This window comes from Parasphingorhabdus pacifica (genome assembly GCF_054779195.1).
In genome coordinates this window covers 23,124-39,270 of the sequence record NZ_BAAGYS010000003.1, presented here as the reverse complement: position 1 = coordinate 39,270, position 16,147 = coordinate 23,124, and the positions used below count along the sequence as shown (strand labels likewise).

13 protein-coding genes are annotated in these 16,147 nt (G+C 66.6%); 6 read left to right on the top strand and 7 right to left on the bottom strand.

Annotation, left to right across the window (positions count from 1 at the left end; genetic code table 11):
* Positions 1–80: 80 nt before the first annotated feature.
* Positions 81–1,397: a glutamate decarboxylase gene (locus tag ACYVAN_RS02980; protein WP_460955346.1), complete on the bottom strand. Its 1,317-nt coding sequence runs from the start codon at positions 1,395–1,397 to the stop codon at positions 81–83.
* Positions 1,398–1,817: 420 nt separating this feature from the next.
* On the opposite strand from ACYVAN_RS02980, the gene ACYVAN_RS02975 reads away from it, so the two are divergent.
* Both ACYVAN_RS02975 and ACYVAN_RS02970 read left to right on the top strand, forming a co-directional pair.
* Complete coding sequence (locus ACYVAN_RS02975) at positions 1,818–2,297, top strand: LuxR C-terminal-related transcriptional regulator (protein ID WP_460955344.1); 480 nt, start codon at positions 1,818–1,820, stop codon at positions 2,295–2,297.
* 278 nt (positions 2,298–2,575) lie between these two features.
* Positions 2,576–3,823, top strand: coding sequence for a PrsW family intramembrane metalloprotease (locus ACYVAN_RS02970; protein ID WP_460955342.1), 1,248 nt, complete (start codon positions 2,576–2,578; stop codon positions 3,821–3,823).
* A gap of 59 nt (positions 3,824–3,882) precedes the next feature.
* Here the strand turns inward: ACYVAN_RS02970 and ACYVAN_RS02965 are convergent, their stop codons facing one another.
* The 5 genes from ACYVAN_RS02965 to ACYVAN_RS02945 all read right to left on the bottom strand — a co-directional run bounded on the left by ACYVAN_RS02965 (position 3,883) and on the right by ACYVAN_RS02945 (position 9,518).
* The gene (locus tag ACYVAN_RS02965) at positions 3,883–5,421 is read right to left on the bottom strand and encodes an ArnT family glycosyltransferase (protein WP_460955340.1); all 1,539 of its coding nucleotides are present in this window, start codon (positions 5,419–5,421) and stop codon (positions 3,883–3,885) included.
* A gap of 181 nt (positions 5,422–5,602) precedes the next feature.
* Positions 5,603–7,696, bottom strand: a complete 2,094-nt coding sequence (locus ACYVAN_RS02960) for a xanthine dehydrogenase family protein molybdopterin-binding subunit (protein WP_460955338.1) — start codon at positions 7,694–7,696, stop codon at positions 5,603–5,605.
* On the bottom strand, positions 7,693–8,703 hold the full coding sequence (locus ACYVAN_RS02955; RefSeq protein WP_460955336.1) for an FAD binding domain-containing protein: 1,011 nt from the start codon (positions 8,701–8,703) through the stop codon (positions 7,693–7,695). Before ACYVAN_RS02955 ends, ACYVAN_RS02960 begins: the two co-directional genes overlap by 4 nt.
* The gene (locus ACYVAN_RS02950) at positions 8,700–9,206 is read right to left on the bottom strand and encodes a 2Fe-2S iron-sulfur cluster-binding protein (RefSeq protein WP_460955334.1); all 507 of its coding nucleotides are present in this window, start codon (positions 9,204–9,206) and stop codon (positions 8,700–8,702) included. The genes ACYVAN_RS02955 and ACYVAN_RS02950 overlap by 4 nt, the downstream gene beginning before the upstream one ends.
* Before the next feature lie 147 nt (positions 9,207–9,353).
* Positions 9,354–9,518 carry a hypothetical protein gene (locus ACYVAN_RS02945; protein WP_460955332.1) on the bottom strand — a complete coding sequence of 55 codons (165 nt, stop codon included), beginning with the start codon at positions 9,516–9,518 and terminating at the stop codon, positions 9,354–9,356.
* A gap of 130 nt (positions 9,519–9,648) precedes the next feature.
* On the opposite strand from ACYVAN_RS02945, the gene ACYVAN_RS02940 reads away from it, so the two are divergent.
* On the top strand, positions 9,649–10,284 hold the full coding sequence (locus ACYVAN_RS02940; RefSeq protein ID WP_460955330.1) for a TetR/AcrR family transcriptional regulator: 636 nt from the start codon (positions 9,649–9,651) through the stop codon (positions 10,282–10,284).
* Between the two features lie 150 nt (positions 10,285–10,434).
* Here ACYVAN_RS02940 and ACYVAN_RS02935 read toward each other — a convergent pair whose 3' ends face one another.
* Positions 10,435–10,827, bottom strand: coding sequence for a cupredoxin domain-containing protein (locus ACYVAN_RS02935; RefSeq protein ID WP_460955328.1), 393 nt, complete (start codon positions 10,825–10,827; stop codon positions 10,435–10,437).
* Between the two features lie 1,326 nt (positions 10,828–12,153).
* Here ACYVAN_RS02935 and ACYVAN_RS02930 point away from each other — a divergent pair.
* The 3 genes from ACYVAN_RS02930 (at position 12,154) to ACYVAN_RS02920 (ending at position 16,078) form a co-directional block, all read left to right on the top strand.
* Positions 12,154–14,070 (top strand): 2-oxoacid:acceptor oxidoreductase subunit alpha, encoded by a 1,917-nt coding sequence (locus ACYVAN_RS02930; RefSeq protein ID WP_460955326.1) that lies wholly within the window; start codon positions 12,154–12,156, stop codon positions 14,068–14,070.
* Positions 14,067–15,128: a 2-oxoacid:ferredoxin oxidoreductase subunit beta gene (locus ACYVAN_RS02925; RefSeq protein WP_460955324.1), complete on the top strand. Its 1,062-nt coding sequence runs from the start codon at positions 14,067–14,069 to the stop codon at positions 15,126–15,128. Before ACYVAN_RS02930 ends, ACYVAN_RS02925 begins: the two co-directional genes overlap by 4 nt.
* 203 nt (positions 15,129–15,331) lie before the next feature.
* On the top strand, positions 15,332–16,078 hold the full coding sequence (locus tag ACYVAN_RS02920; RefSeq protein ID WP_460955322.1) for a polysaccharide deacetylase family protein: 747 nt from the start codon (positions 15,332–15,334) through the stop codon (positions 16,076–16,078).
* The last annotated feature ends 69 nt before the right edge of the window (positions 16,079–16,147 follow it).

Sequence of the window (16,147 nt, the reverse complement as noted above, 5' to 3'; positions counted from 1 at the left end):
CTTCCTTTCCATCCCTGCTCGAAGGGGCAGCCGCGTTCACGGCTCGGGAGGCCCGCTGTCGAGACTGCTTTGCGTACGGGTCATGCGGGGGTCGAGATGCTTCCGGACAGGTAGCTGCGCACCGAACTCAGGAAATCCTCGACGTTGGGTGGGGTCAGTTCGCTGCGCACGACCACCCGGAGTGCGTCCGTGTCCTGCATGTCGTGCGGCAGCGCATAGACCGGGACGGACCACCCATTGGCGGCCAGGTGCGTGGACAGTTCCTGTAGCGACCGCTGGTGGTTTCCGGGACGCATGGTCATCGCCACGACCGGAAGTTCGCGTCCGGTACTGAGAATCTGGAAGGCACCCATTTCCTCGAGGTCGTCGGCTAGCGCGATCGCCGTGGCCCTGGTCCGTTCGTGCACCGCCCGGTAACCCTCGAAGCCGAGCCGCAGGAAGTTGTAGTACTGCAGCACGACCGGTGCGGCCGAGCGGGAGAAGCTCAGTTCGTGATTGGAGCGCGTGCTACCCAGATAGTTCGTGTGGAAGCTCAACCAGCTGGAACGTGCTTTCCGATTCCGCCACAGGATCCACCCCAGCCCCGGTGGAACCAGGCCGTACTTGTGCCCGGATGCGTTGATCGACTGCACCCGCTGGGTCCGGAAGTCCCATGCCAGCTCCGGGTCCAGGAACGGTGCGACGAAGCCGCCGGATGCGGCGTCGACGTGGATGGGGACGTCGATACCGGTCTTGGCGTGCAGGTGGTCCAGTGCGTCCGAGATTTCCTGGACCGGCTCGTAGCTGCCGTCGATGGTCGAGCCGAGCACGCTCACCACGCCGATGGTGTTGTCGTCGCAGAGATCGCGCGCGCGGTCCGGCGTCAGGTGCAAGGCTCCCGGACGTGCCGGAGCAATCCTGGGTTCGACCTGCCAGTATCTGCAGAACTTGTGCCAGCAGATGTGCGCGTTTGCTCCGAGAACCAGATTCGGCGTGGAGTCGGGATCACGTTCCGGTCGTCGCTTGCGCCAACTCCGCAGCAGTGATGCGCCTGCCAGCAAGGCCGCTTCACTGGATCCGGTGGTCGCCCCGCCGACGACGTGCTCCGGATCGCCTTGCCAGAGCTCGCTGAGGATTCGGACGCACTGCTGCTCCAACTCAGTGGCGCCGGGGTACTGATCTCGGTCGATGAGGTTGTACCCGAGGTACTCCCCGAACAGCTGCTCGGCCTCCGGATCGATCGACGTGGTCAGAAACGTCGCGAGATTGGTCTCGGGCTTGATGTCGGTCCGGAGCCTGGTTCGGATCGCATTCGCAGCAGCGGACGCGGTCCGACCCTGTTGCGGAAGGGCCCCGGGGGAGCGCGAAACCTGCTGCGGGTGTGCGCTTCCGCGGCTTGCTGCTTGCGGACACGGCATGGGTGTCAACCTCCTTGGAGAACGTTGCCGACCTCCGAAAACTATGTCGAGATCACCTGGCGCGACATGGTCACAATGGCCTGATACTTCCGTACGGCGGTACCACGGAACCGATTCCGTTGGTCTGTTCGTACTAATCCGAACGGCATCCGGGCGAATAATCGGATTTGCGGTCACCACCGGCGCCTCTGTTGACGACATAGCTGGTGGGCGTTGTGGTCGCTCCAGGGCAGGTAAGGAGGGTCCTGCTCGGGCGTGACGGGTCGTCGCCGACCCGTTGAGCGCTGGTTCGGGTGGGTCGATCGGTCGGGGCCGATCGAGGCCGGAATGCGCGGCGCCGTCGAACGTCGGTGCAGCAGCGAGCCGCGAACCACTGTCGCCGTTGTGTTGTCGTTCCGCAGAACCAGTGGGAGTCACGTCATGGCCACTTCATACCGACAGGCCCTGGATACCGCGATCGCGGCCATGATGCGCGAGGCCATCGAGCACTCGGTCGCGCTCAAGCACGCCGTGGATCAGATAACCGACTTGGTTTCCCTGCGGGTGCAATTGGGTGATGAGGGGGCGGACGCGGAAATCGACTGCGGCGATCGAATGAACGGCACGAACGGAGTGCCGGACAAGTCGCCGAGCCCGGGAGGGGATCCGGTGTTGAACCGGTTGACCCGACGCGAGCGCGAGGTGCTGGAACATCTGGTTCGGGGAAGTTCCAACCGGCAAATCGCTCGTTCTCTGGGGATTTCCGAAAGAACTGTGAAGAATCACCTGCACGGAATCTTCACCAAGCTTGATGTCACGGACCGCACCTCGGCGGCTGTGAAGGCCCTCACCGCGGTCCGCACCGTCCAGGCGGAACCATTCATGATTCCAGTAAAACTAACCGGCAAGGAAAGTTGTTAGCAAGCAACTGCTTGACCGGTCGCGAAAGCGCGGGCGACCGTGGTGCGCCGGGTGCGGGTCGAAGGGCGGGTTGCGACTCGGGGGCCGGTTCGAGCTCGGAGCCCGATTGGGACGCGAGAAGGATGCGCGATCGTCATGTCCGGTCCGGAAGTACGGCTGGAAGGCGAACCTCTCGGCTGGTCGGGGCGGCGGCCGGTGTGCTCGACGGGCAGTGATGCGTCGATCACCTTTGAGCCGATTCGCAGGTGGGGCCGGAAGCCATCTCCTAACCTCCCGTCATGTCCACTTTGAGCCCCCAATCGATCATCGACGGGCGATCGAGCAACCGCGTGCCCGTCCCGGTGATCCTCGGCCTCGTCGCGTCCGGCATCTGCGCGTTGCTGGCGATCGCGTTCTACCTGTTGACCGGTGGACCGGTGAACGTCGCGATCGGAGCACTGCTGGCGTTGCCGACGGCGGTCGTGCTGGTCGGATTGATCCTGCTGATCGATCGCTTGGAACCGGAACCGCGTTCGCACCTGTTGCTCGCGTTCGCTTGGGGAGCCGGTGTCGCACTCCTCGGGGCGCTGATCGTCAACAGCATCGGCGGCGCCCTGTTGGTCCCGTTGGTGGGAGCCCAGGCCGCGCACATGGCAACCGCGGTGATCTGCGCGCCGATCGTGGAGGAGAGCTTCAAGGGCGCGTTGCTTCTCCTGCTGCTGTGGTGGCGGCGGCACGAGATCGACGGCCCCACCGACGGCATCGTCTACGCGAGCCTGGTTGGGCTGGGTTTCGCACTCGTGGAGAACATCCTCTATTACATGCGTGGTCTGGACGGGCCTGAGACCGGACTGTGGTTCATGGTTCTGATCAGAGGTGTAATCGCCCCGCTCGGCCACTCGCTGTACACCTCGATGATCGGATTGGGTGTGTCCTACTCGGCGACCCACCGGGGTGTGGGTGGATTCTTCGCCGTTGTCGGTGGCTGGATCGGCGCGGTCGGACTGCACGCCTTCTGGAACGGGTCGACGATGTTCGGGATGGGTGGAGTGCTGATCGCCTACGCCGTCGAGTTCGTCGTGCTGCTGGTCTTCGTGGTGATCGTGGTCGTCGACCGCAAGAAGTTGGTCGGGCTCATCCACACCTACTTGCCTGCTTACGTGCCCAGTGGGCTCGTGCAACCCAACGATGTGCGGATGCTGGGCTCGATGGCCGGACGGAGGCAGGCGCGGCAGTGGGCGCGGCAGAACGCTGGAGCCACCGGCCTGCGGGCGATGGGTGACTTCCAGCTGGCCGCTACCGAGCTGGCTCTCCTGCACTCCCACGCCTCGCGGGCGACGATCGCGCCCGACAAGTTCCATGCCCGTCGCGAGGCGATCCTCGGGTTGATGGGAGCGGCGCGAAGCGCGTTCTTCCGGCGGCTTCCGCAGGCCCCTGTTCCCCCGTGGGCGGCGCAACAGCAGTCGGGGTTCATCCCACAGACCGAACTCCAGACCGTGCGGTTGCCCGCTTACCAGGCCAGGCAGGGGCCGCCGCCGCGACGCTGACCCCGTGGGCGAGGCGGTATCCGGCGTCGTCCCGGTACCGGGTACCGCACCGTACTTCCTCACCACGTCCGAAGCTTTCCCCACAGGTGTGACCAGGGATGTTCGGGATCCTCGTAGAGCGTGACGGTGTTGCCCCGCGCGAGGTTCACCAGTGGTCCGGTCACGACGTCGAGCCGACGCGCACGTCCGAAGTGCGGTGCGAGCGCGCGGTCGTTGCCCACGTACAGCACCGCATCCGCCTCGTCCGGTGGTGGCCCGAAGAACCAGTACCCCCGGTCCGGGCTGTGGGCCGGGGGTAGTCCCAGTTCACGACCGTGCACCTCGAGCGCGGCGGCGAGGTAGTAGGTCTGGCCGACGATCGCGGTCCGGTTCCGCAGATCGCGGGGAAGCGAACGGTAGCTGCGTGCGGTCGTCCGCGCCAGCTCGGGCCAGCCGGTCTCGTACATGCGGCTGTAGCTGACCAGATCCGGATGCCGGGCGAGCAGTGGCAGCGGGTATATCGGAAGCAGTGCCACGGGTAGCAACGCCGACAGCAGATACACCGGAATCGGCGGCCATCGGCGAACTCGTCGAGTGAGTCGAGTACGACGGGCCTGCCAGCCGACCGCTGCGGCCGCGAAAAGCAGTCCGAACAGTCCGGCCGGATAGTTCGGTCTGCCGCTGACCGCCAGGTAGAACAGGACGACGATGGCGACCGTCAAACCCAAATAGCGGTATGGTCGCAGCGCCGGCGACCGGATGAGGTACCACCAGCCCGCACAGGCCATGACGGCACCGACCGGCAGCCCGCAGTAGAACAACGCGGTGGGCAGGAAGAGGGCCCTGTCCGACTCGCTGCCGACGACCACACCCATGTCGAATGCCGGCCAGCCGTGCTGCGCCTGCCAGAACACCGTCGGTGCGGTGGCGGACAAGGCGATTCCGATGCCTGCCCAGAACGGCGGCCTGCCGAGAAGCGGACGTGGGCCGACGGCCGCGATGCTGATCAGGAGCGCGACGCAGAGGACGAGGACCTGGAACTTGTTCTGCAGTGACAGCGCCACGACCAGCCCGATCATCACCAGCGAGCCGCCATGGTCGATGCCGTGGATCCGCAACCGGGTCCAGCGCGCCAGCAGCCAGAGGATGCTGCTCCACTGCAGTGGCTCGATCGTCGCGGCGGCCAGCCAATGCCCGCTCAACAGCAGCCAGGGCGCCAGCGGATAGGCGCAGGCGGCGAGGAGCTGGGCCCGACGATCGCCACCGAACTCCCGGGCGATGAGTGCGGTGACCACGATCCCCAGCGAGGTGACGAGTGCTGAGGGGAGTCGGAGGGCGACCAGGGAACCGGGGAACGCGGCGTCGATCCCGGCGGCCACCAGCGGGACCAGCGGCTGCTGGTCCATGAACCCCCAGTCGAGGTGGTACTTGCCCGCGGCCAGGAAGTAGAGCTCGTCGGAGAGGTACCCGTAGCGGTTGCTCAGCGAGATCAGGAGTACCGCGACAGCGGCCGCGAACCCGATCACGGGCGCACGAGCGAAGGTGGGGAGTTCGGCAGGCGGCGCGGAGGTATCGGTGCCGTCGCGGATGGTCGAATAACCTGCGACGAACGGCGACACCGCGCCCCCTCGAACCGGGTATCGATGTTCGGCAGGAGTGTACGACGCGTGCGGGCGGCGACCAAGAGCTTGCGGGCCGGGCGGGCGGAGTCGGGGTCATCAGGTTCCCGCGGTCATTCGACGGCACCGACCCGCGGTGCTTCCGGCGAAGGTGACGAACCCGGGCGTTCCCCGGCGCCGCTCAAGCGACCAGCAGCTTGTCCGGGGTGATCGGGAGACCACGCACCCGCAGGCCGGTGGCGTGGTGGGTTGCGTTGGCGATCGCGGCCGCAGCACCGACGATGCCGATCTCGCCCGCTCCCCGTGCGCCGGTCGGACCGGAATGCGGGTCGTCACCGGAGAGGCACACCGCGTCGATGCCCTTGACGTCGGCGTGCGCTGCGATGTGGTAGCCCGCCAAATCGTGGTTGACCACGTGGCCGAACCGGGGATCCACCACGCTGTGCTCGTGCAGGGCCATGGAAAGCCCCATCGTCATACCTCCGATGAGTTGCGACCGGACCAGCTTGGGGTTGATCACGCGGCCGATCGAGAACACCCCGAGCATCCGCGGAACCCGGATTTCGCCGGTGTCGGCATCCACCCGCACCTCGGCGAAGTGCGCACCGAAGGAACTCATCGAGTACGCGTCCTCGTCCGGATTCTCCGGCATGGCGGACTCCACCGCATCACCTTCCGACGGAGCTGTCCCGAACTTGTCCCGGAAGGACCTCGCCGCGGCCACGACCGTCGCGCCCCACGAGGACAAGCCCGACGAGCCGCCCTCGACGCTGGCTGTGGGCAGTGCCGAGTCACCGATCTCGAGCCGCACCTGCTCCAGCGGACAGCCCAGGGCATCGGCCGCGATCTGAGCGAGCGCCGTCCACGTTCCCGTACCGATGTCGGCGGCACCGATCGAAACCACGTAGCCGGTTCCGTCGAATTCCACCGTCGCCCGTGAACCGGGGATCACGGAACGCGGGTACGTCGAGGAGGCGACACCGGTGCCGATCAGCCACCGGCCGTCCTGGCGTGTGCCAGGTGCGGGATCGCGCTCGTACCAACCGAAGATCTCGGCGCCCCTCCGCAGGCAGTCCGGAAGCCGGCGATCCGACCACGGTTTACCGGATTCCGGGTCGACCGGCGGTTCGTTGCGCAAGCGCAGGTCTATGGGATCGAGGTCGCAGGCGATGGCGAGCTCGTCCATCGCGCACTCCCCGGCGTACATGCCCGGAGCCTTTCCCGGTGCTCGCATCCAGAACGGGATGGGCACGTCCAGGGCAGCGAGCCGATGCGTGGTGGCTCGTGCGGAGGCGGCGTACATCATTCGGCTGGAAAGGGCGGACTGCTCGGCGAACTCCTTGATCCGCGCGGTCTGCTCGACGACATCGTGCGAGATGGCGGTGAGCCGCCCGTCGGAATCAGCGCCGATCCGAATTCGCTGGCTCGTCGGCGTGCGGTAGCCGACCAGCGCGAACATTTCGTGCCGTGTCAGCGCGTACTTCACCGGCCGTCCGGGCACGTGCTTCGCGGCAAGTGCGGCGAGGACGTTGTGCGCGTGCGGCGAACCCTTGGAACCGAAACCGCCGCCGACGTACGGCGAAACAACCCGTACCCGCCGCTTGTCCAGTCCGAAGGAGGTAGCGAGCTGATTGCGAACGCCGAACACGCCCTGCGTGGAATCGTGCAACGTCAGCACGTCCTCCTCATCGGGAGACCACAGCGCCACGGATGCGTGCGGTTCCATCGGGTTGTTGTGCTCCATCGGAGTGGTGTAGGTGGCTTCCAACCGAACTTCGGATGCGGCGAGTTCGGCTTCCACGTCGCCATCGGAGGTGTCCGACGGGGACGTCGGATCGCCCGTCTCGGGCCGGTACAACCCGTCGTGGTGCGGGGTGAATTCGACGTCGTGTGCGAACTGCTCGTAGTGCACCTCGACCAACCCGGCCGCGTGCCGCGCGACTTCGGGACTGTCGGCCAGCACAGCGGCGACGTACTGCCCCCGGTAGTGCACGTTCTCGTCCTGCAGCACCCAGAACTCCATGTCCGCGCCGGATCGGAGCCGCGGCGCGTTGGTGTGGGTCAGCGCGGATACCACCCCGTCCACCCGTTCGGCCGCGGTGGTATCGACGGCGGTGATCCGACCACGAGCGATCGTGGAGCGCACCGCGTGCACGTACACCGGGTCGTCCACCGGTTGTTCGAACGCGTAGCGGGCTGCCCCGGTCACCTTCTCCACGCCGTCTCGGCGGTCCGGCGATGAGCCCATTGCGCGTGCGTCGACGATGTCGGTCATCGGCCCCCCGTTCGGTCGGTCTGCCCACCGCCGCTCAGGGAACGCAACACGGCGACAATGGTGTTGACGGCCATGGCCACCTTGAAGGCATTGCCCGGTAGTGGCACCGCTTGCCGCAGTTCCGCGGTGGCGGCGGAGCGGAACGCTTCCTCCGAAGCCGGGCCCCCGCGCAGTTCGCGTTCGGCCACGCTCGCGCGCCACGGCTTGTGCGCGATCCCTCCCAGCGCGATGCGGGCATCCCGGACGATGCCGTCCTCGACGTCCAGGGTCGCGGCGACGGACACCAGCGCGAACGCGTACGACGCCCGCTCCCGCACTTTGCGGTAGGCGGAACGGGTGTTGCGGGGGAGTTCGGGGACGTCCACGGCGGTGATCAGGTCGCCGTGTTCGAGCACGGTGTCCCGCGAGGGATCGTCACCGGGTAGTCGGTGCAGTTCCCCGACGGGAACCGTCCGCTCACCGCCGCGACCGAGTACCTGCACGTCGGCATCGAGGGCCGTGAGCGCCACGGCCATGTCCGAGGGGTGAGTGGCCACGCAGGAGGACGAAGCGCCGATGATCGCCTGATCGCGGTGGTGCCCCTCGACCGCCGAGCACCCCGTCCCGGGGGAGCGCTTGTTGCATGCGGTCGACAGGTCCTGAAAGTACGGGCAGCGGGTTCGTTGCAGGAGGTTCCCGCCGGTGGTGGCCGAGTTGCGCAGCTGGGCGGAGGCGCCGGAGAGCAGCGCCTCGGCGAGAACCGGGTAGCGCACGCGGACCAGCGAATGGGCGGCTGCGTCGCTGTTGCGCACGGTCGCGCCGATACGCACGCCGCCTCCGGGCAGCTTCTCGACGGCGTCCAGCGACAAGCGTGACACGTCCACCAGCAGGTCCGGTTCGACGATGCCGAGCTTGAGGTGATCGACCAGGTTGGTGCCGCCTCCGATGAACTTTCCGCCGGGGTGGTCGGTGATCGTCGCGACAGCATCGTTGATGTCGTCCGCGCGCCGGTAGTCGTAGGGTTTCAACGGGACACCTCCCGGAGCGCGGCGAGGATGTTCACGTACGCGCCGCAGCGGCACAGGTTCCCACTCATACGTTCGCGGATCTCCTCGTCGTCGAGTTCGACGCGCTCGGCCGTGACGTCGGCGCTCGCGTGGCTCGGCGCTCCACTGCGGGCCTCCTCCAGCATGCCGACGGCCGAGCAGATCTGTCCTGGTGTGCAATACCCGCACTGGAAGCCGTCCTGCTCCACGAACGCCCGCGCGACCGGATGCAGCGCTCCGTCGTCGTCCAACCCGGCCGCGGTGGTCACCTCCGATCCGTCTTGGGCGACGGTGAGCAGCAGGCAGCCGACCACTCGGTGTCCGTCGACGAGGACCGTGCAGGCTCCGCACTGGCCGTGGTCGCAGCCCTTTTTGGGGGATGTGTTTCCGAGCTGTTCGCGAAGGGTATCGAGCACGGTCGCTCGGGTATCCACGGTCAGTGAGTGCCATCGGCCGTCGACCGACAACATGATGTCCGCGTCCATTTCCGGGTCCTTCCCACGTGGCGCCGGGACAGCCCAGGGGGTGATTTGCGGTCGAGTGCTCCCGGCGGCTACCCCTGCAGTGTCGCGGTCAAACGGCAGGCCTGCTGCGCAACCCGGCCCGGTCCGCCAGGCCGAGCAAGCAGTTGTTCACCGCCACCCGCCCCCGGCCTGGGCGTGCGGATCATCCCGGTCGCCGTCAGCCTGGGTGCGGCACGACAATTCGTCCGAATCGACCTCGGACGAGCTGCCGACCGGGCCGACCGGGCGCGACGCGTGCGGTCGCACGTCGCAGCCGTGGGAAGTGGCGAGCACGACCGTGATTCTTACCGCCGACCGTTCGCGCTACCCGTCCGACAGGTCGTCTCGGCGAGCGATCGTCATCATCCGTCGGTGAGGCTCACCCCAGCAGGTGGGAAAAGTTCTGGAGAGGATAATGGGTCCTGTGACTACCAAGCGCTCGCCCGCACGTGGCGTCCGTGAAGCCGGTAGCGGTGGCTCCGATCGGCGCGCCGAACTGTTGGCGATCGCGGCGGACCTGTTCGCCACCCGCGGGTTCCTCGCGACGACCGTCCGGGAGATCGCCGACGCGGCGGGGATCCTCTCCGGCAGTCTCTACCACCACTTCGACTCCAAGGAGTCGATGGTCGACGAGATCCTGCGTGAGTTCCTGGAGTCCCAGCAGCGGGTGCACGCGGAGGTGCTGCGGGGCTCCGAGGATCCGCGCACCACGATCAAGGAGCTGATCCGGGAGTCGTTCCGCTCGATGCACAAGCACCGAGCGGCGATCGCGATCTTCCAGAACGAGTCGAAGTACCTCGCACAGTTCGAACGGTTCGACTACCTGCGCCGGGTCGCAGGTGAGTTCGAGCGTACCTGGACGAAGGTGCTGCAGGAGGGCCAACGGTCCGGAGTGATCCGAGAAGACCTCAACGTCAAACTCGCCTACCGGTTCATCCGGGACACCGTGTGGACCGCTGTCCACTGGTACAACCCGCGTGGCCGCCTCACGGCTCCGATCATCGCCGAACAGTACATCAAGATCCTCTGCGAGGGGATCGTCGTTCCGGACGCGAAATGATCCGATCGAGGTGCGCGGGTTTCGATGCCGATCGTGCACCGGCTTATCAGGATGGGCTGATCCCGTGGGGCGCAGGACCGGCCGGCCGAACGAGTGATGGGCGGAATGCACGGTCTGCGTGCGCAGGAGGTGTCGTCATGGTCCCGGCGGTCAGCCGACGTTGACGACGACGTGCATGCCCTGCGCGCGATGGTTGCCGACCGGACAGTAGAACTCGTAGATGCCGCTGCGCAGAGTCACGTCGAGTCGCGACGACTCGCCGGGTTCGAGCACGGGCGTGCGGCTGCGTTCGTTTCCCGGTCCACTGACCACCAGGGCGTGCGGTCGGGTGCCCGCGTTGTGCGCCGTGATCGCATACGCGCCCGGCATGAACCGCCTTTTCGGCAGGTCGAGGCGGTACTCGGCCATGCGGACCGTGACGGCGACGGCTCGTCCTTCCCGTGCTGCGGGGGCGGCCGCGTTGGCTGCGCCGACGACCATGTGACTACCGGAGAAGGTGGTGGCGACGAGGACGAGCGCGGCGACGATCGACCCTCGGCTCACCGATCTCCGGCTCGACACCGGGGCTCGTGTCCTGTCCGAGCGCGGGGGAGTGGTGCTGGGTCGGCTCGCGGGCGTGCTGGTCGACATGCATCTGCCCTCCGAAGCGGACCGGCCAGCGGTGCTGCCCCTTGAACGGGTGGCCGGACTGGTGCGCGGCCCGGAGGAGAAGTGTTGTTGCCCGCCCCGGCGGTTCCGCGCCACCGCGCGGGCACGTCCGCGTCTCAGGTTACGTGGCTCCGCACGCTGTCGGGCGGGACGTTGGTCCGTTCTTCGGCGCGGTGGAGAAATTCTCGGCAGTCGTGCTGACCAGGCGGCGGCGTTGACAAGGCGGCGGCGTTGACAAGGCGGCGGCGTTGACAAGGCGGCGTGCGGACCAGAACGCCGCGCTCGCCGAACGTGCGGGGTGCGGTCTCGATGGCGGCAGCCGAGTGGTTCAGGAAGGGCTGCGACGGCGTTCTGGTGATCATTGTTCGGATCAGCTCGGAACGATTGCCGCCACGCGTCACCCGGTCAGAGTATACGGCGTTTAGTCAACAATGATTACCTACCGAAGTATGGCGTAAATCACAGTACTGATTTTGTCGCCGACTGCCTCTGCGGCCAAGCCGTCGAGCGGCGTGCGGAGCGGTTTATGCAACCGGCCACGGGAATTGTTGAGTGCTACTCTCGTGAAAGCCGCCGAATGTTCTCCGGGAACGTATCCGATTGGCCGACTGTCCCCTTTGGTGGAATCGGAGTGCGATCGAGTCCGCTGCTCATGCAGGACCGTGTGACCGTCTGTCAAGGGATCGTTCTCGACTGCCCCGGAGGTTTCCCGCTCATTCTCGTCGTGGCTCGCCGGGACGACCGTGACGTGGTGTCCGGCGCGTGCTCCGGCAACTGGTCGAGGCGGCGCACGCCGCGCTGGAAGTTGGCGCTCTCGAGACTCTCCCGATCGAGGGAGGGGGGAAGCTGAAGTGTCCGGAACGTGGGATATCGCCCCGGACGGTTCACGGATAATTCTGCGAATGCCGAGCATCAAACCGTTCGGAGGTGGTCTGCGTCCCTTTCGTGGTACTCACCTAGCCCGGTGTGGAAAGGACCATTCCCATGGTCGGTCCGGTCCGCGATCGTGAATTCGAGCTGATCGAGGGAGAACCGTGGTCGGGTTCAGGGAGTGCACCCCGGAGGTCTGAAGATCCATGCTGCGTTCGCTGCGGGAGTAAGACGCGGAGTCGGTCTGCGGCTTGATCGTGTCCTCAGCTGGAGGTAGGAACAGTGGCAGGGGCTGTATCGTCCATCACAGGGCGTATGAGGGCTCGCGGGTGAAAGGGAACAGGGCAATTGGTGACAACGAACGGGCGTCTGCCCTCGGATGAACCGGGGACGGGAGTCACGACCGGTGCGCCGGAGAACGGTGTTCGCCAGGTCAACAGGGTGGTCATCCGATTCGCGGGGGACTCCGGGGACGGCATGCAGCTGACCGGTGACCGCTTCACGTCGGAGGCGGCGGCCTTCGGCAACGACCTGGCTACGCTGCCGAACTTCCCCGCGGAGATCCGAGCCCCCGCCGGTACGCTGCCGGGCGTCTCGAGCTTCCAGCTGCACTTCGCCGACTACGACATCCTGACCCCGGGAGACCGCCCGGACGTGCTGGTCGCGATGAACCCGGCGGCGTTGAAGGCCAACCTCGGAGATCTCCCGCACGGCGGGACGCTCATCGTCAACACCGACGAGTTCACCAAGCGAAACCTCACCAAGGTCGGATACGAGGGCGACCCGCTGGAATCCGTCGACCTCGACCGCTATTCGGTGCACAAGGTCGGGATGACCGCGCTGACTCGGGGTGCGGTGGAGCCGACCGGGCTCCCCAGGAAGGAAGCCGAACGGGCCAAGAACATGTTCGCGCTCGGGTTGCTCTCCTGGATGTACCACCGGCCGACCGAGGGGACCGAACGGTTCATCAGGGAGAAGTTCGCCAAGAAACCGCAGGTCGCGGAGGCGAACGTGCTGGCCTTCCATGCGGGTTGGAACTACGGTGAGACGACCGAGTCCTTCGCGGTGACCTACGAGGTCGCTCCGGCCACGCTGCCGAAGGGCACGTATCGACAGATCACCGGCAACACGGCACTCGCGTACGGCTTGGTCTCGGCCGGAGAGCGCAGCGGGCTTCGGCTGTTCCTCGGCAGCTACCCGATCACGCCCGCGTCCGACGTGCTGCACGAGATGTCCAAGTACAAGAACTTCGGTGTCACTTCTTTCCAGGCCGAGGACGAGATCGCGGGCATCGGTGCGGCGCTCGGTGCCTCGTTCGGCGGGTCGCTTGGCGTGACCACCACTTCCGGGCCCGGCCTCGCGTTGAAATCCGAGACGATCGGCTTGGCGGTCACCATGGAGCTGCCCCTGCTGATCTGCGACATCCAACGGGGCGGTCCCTCCACAGGGCTGCCGACCAAGACCGAGCAGGCAGATCTGCTGCAGGCGCTCCACGGACGCAACGGCGAGTCACCGGTGCCCGTCATCGCGCCATGCTCACCTGCGGACTGCTTCGACATCGCCCTCGACGCGGCGCGGATCGCACTGGCGTATCGCACCCCGGTGCTGGTGCTCTCCGACGGGGCGATCGCCAATGGTTCCGAACCGTGGCTCATACCGGACGTGACGACATTGCCGGACCTCCGGGTCGAGTTCGCCACCGAGCCCAACGCGCCCGACGATTCGGGTGAGTTCTGGCCGTACTTGCGTGATCCGGAAACCCTGGCCCGCGAATGGGCAGTGCCGGGCACCCCGGGCGTCGAACACCGGATCGGTGGCCTGGAGAAGGCCGACGGGACCGGCCACATCTCCTACGACCCGGAAAACCACGACAAGATGGTCCGGCTGCGCCAGAGCAAGGTGGACGGCATCTCCGTGCCGGACATCGAGGTCGACGATCCGTCCGGGCGGGCCCGGGTGCTGGCGATCGGATGGGGATCATCGTTCGGTCCGATCGGGGCGGCCTGTCGGCGAGTGCGCAACGACGGGCTGGAAATCGCCCAAGCGCATTTGCGGCACCTCAATCCGATGCCGGGGAACCTCGAAGAGGTCCTGCGGCACTACGACCGGGTGATCGTGCCGGAGATGAACCTCGGTCAGCTGGCGATGCTGTTGCGTGGCCGGTACCTGATCGACGCGATCAGCCACACCAAGGTGGCCGGTTTGCCGTTCCGAGCGGAGGAGTTGCAGAACGTGTTCACCGAAGTCGTGCAGGGGGTGTCCGCGTGACCACGGACCTGGGTCTGCCCGCGCCGGGTGGACTGGACGGAGTTCCGACCGCGGAGAACAAGCAGTCGGCGAAGGAGTACAAATCCGACCAGGAGGTTCGCTGGTGTCCCGGGTGTGGTGACTACATCGTGCTCAACGCGGTGCAGAGCTTCCTGCCGTCGCTGGGCCTCAAGCGCGAGAACATCGTGTTCGTCTCGGGCATCGGCTGCTCCAGCCGTTTCCCCTACTACATGAACACCTACGGGATGCACTCCATCCACGGCCGTGCTCCGGCGATCGCCACCGGGCTGGCCACCAGCCGTCCCGACCTGTCGGTCTGGGTCGTGACCGGGGACGGCGATGCGCTGTCCATCGGGGGCAACCACCTGATCCACGCGCTGCGACGCAACGTCAACCTGAAGATTCTGCTGTTCAACAACCAGATCTACGGTCTCACCAAGGGGCAGTACTCACCGACCAGTGAGGTCGGCAAGGTGACCAAGTCGACTCCGGCCGGTTCGCTGGACCATCCGTTCAATCCGGTGTCGCTGGCGCTGGGTGCGGAGGCGAGCTTCGTCGCCCGGACGCTCGACTCGGACAAGGCGCACGTCACCGAAACCCTGCGTGCCGCGGCCGAGCACCGGGGCAGTGCGTTCGTGGAGATCTACCAGAACTGCCCGATCTTCAACGATGGCGCCTTCGACGTGCTCAAGGACGCCGATGAGAAGCAGCGCCGGATCATCCCCCTGCGGCACGGCGAACCGATCACCTTCGGACCGGAAGGTGAGCGTTCTGGTGTGGTCCGGGACGCCGGTGGCGATCTGCGAGTGGCCAAGCTCAACGAAGTGGACGAGGCGGAAGTGATCGTCCACGACGCCGAGAAGGTCGACAGCGCCTACGCGTTCGCGCTCTCCCGACTCGGCGGGCAAGATCTCGATCCGACCGTGACCGGCGTGTTCCGTTCCGTGCAGCGCGACAGTTACGACGATCTCGCACGGGAGCAGACGCGGTGGGCGGCCCAGCAGAATCCACCGGATCTCCAGTCACTGCTCACCGGGCACGACACCTGGACGATCTGACACCACGAGCTCTCAACCGGTGGCCGCCCCGTGTGTTCGGGGCGGCCACCGGCGTCCGGGCCGGCTACCGTCCGGCGCGCTGGTCGGACGTGATCTCGACTATCCTGCCGATGCGGTAGCCCCGGTACCGCATCGGGCGGATCCCTCGTTCGTTGCGGTGGTCGTAGGTTTTGCGTGATCTGCAGCCGACGAAGGCGGCCGCCATGACGCAGACGGTGGGCAAGCGCGCGATAGCCGACGCAGGGGACGCGTTCCCCTACGTCCTGATGTATCACTCGATTTCGACATACACCGAAGATCCGTACTCGGTGACGGTGGATCCGGTCCGCTTCGAAAGCCAGCTTGCCTGGTTGCGTGCCCTCGGCCTGCGGGGCGTGTCGATGTGCGAACTGCTCCGCGCGCGGGAGCGTGGTGGCGCGCGCGGTCTGGTGGGCATGACGTTCGACGACGGTTATGCGGATTTTGCCGAGAACGCCGTACCGACGTTGGTGCGGTATGGCTGGACCGCGACCGTCTTCGTACTGTCGGGACGTCTCGGCGCGAACAACGCGTGGGATGCCGATGGGCCCCGAAAAGCCCTCATGACGGCCGAGCAGGTCGAGCAGGTGGCCGCTTCGGGTATGGAGATCGGCTCGCACGGTGTGCTGCACCAGTCCCTGGTGGATCTCGCGGAACCGGAGCTGTCCAAGGAGATTTCGCACAGCCACCGCGACCTGCGGGAGATCTCCGGGCAACCGGTTCAGGGATTTTGCTACCCGTATGGCCACGTCGACCCGCGGGTGGCCGGAGCCGTACTGGACGAGGGTTATGAATACGGGATGGCCATTTGGCGTGGGCCCGCGCAGGGGCGGTTCGCACTCCCGAGAACGTATGTGGGGGACCGCGACGGCGCGATTCGCTTGGTGGCGAAGCGCCTTCGGCACGAGCGGAATTCGCGCCGAAGGCGGTGAAGATCGGCCCGGCGAGATTCCTGCGCAGTGGGTAGGTGCGCTACCGCCGATGCCGGAGATGCGGGGAGC

What these genes read in the sequence shown, in the direction of transcription:
- ACYVAN_RS02980 (WP_460955346.1), bottom strand. Translation starts at nt 1,397, where the DNA reads ATGCCGTGTCCGCAAGCAGCAAGCCGCGGAAGCGCACACCCGCAGCAG.
- ACYVAN_RS02975 (WP_460955344.1), top strand. Translation starts at nt 1,818, where the DNA reads ATGGCCACTTCATACCGACAGGCCCTGGATACCGCGATCGCGGCCATG.
- ACYVAN_RS02970 (WP_460955342.1), top strand. Translation starts at nt 2,576, where the DNA reads ATGTCCACTTTGAGCCCCCAATCGATCATCGACGGGCGATCGAGCAAC.
- ACYVAN_RS02960 (WP_460955338.1), bottom strand. Translation starts at nt 7,696, where the DNA reads ATGACCGACATCGTCGACGCACGCGCAATGGGCTCATCGCCGGACCGC.
- ACYVAN_RS02950 (WP_460955334.1), bottom strand. Translation starts at nt 9,206, where the DNA reads ATGGACGCGGACATCATGTTGTCGGTCGACGGCCGATGGCACTCACTG.
- ACYVAN_RS02920 (WP_460955322.1), top strand. Translation starts at nt 15,332, where the DNA reads ATGACGCAGACGGTGGGCAAGCGCGCGATAGCCGACGCAGGGGACGCG.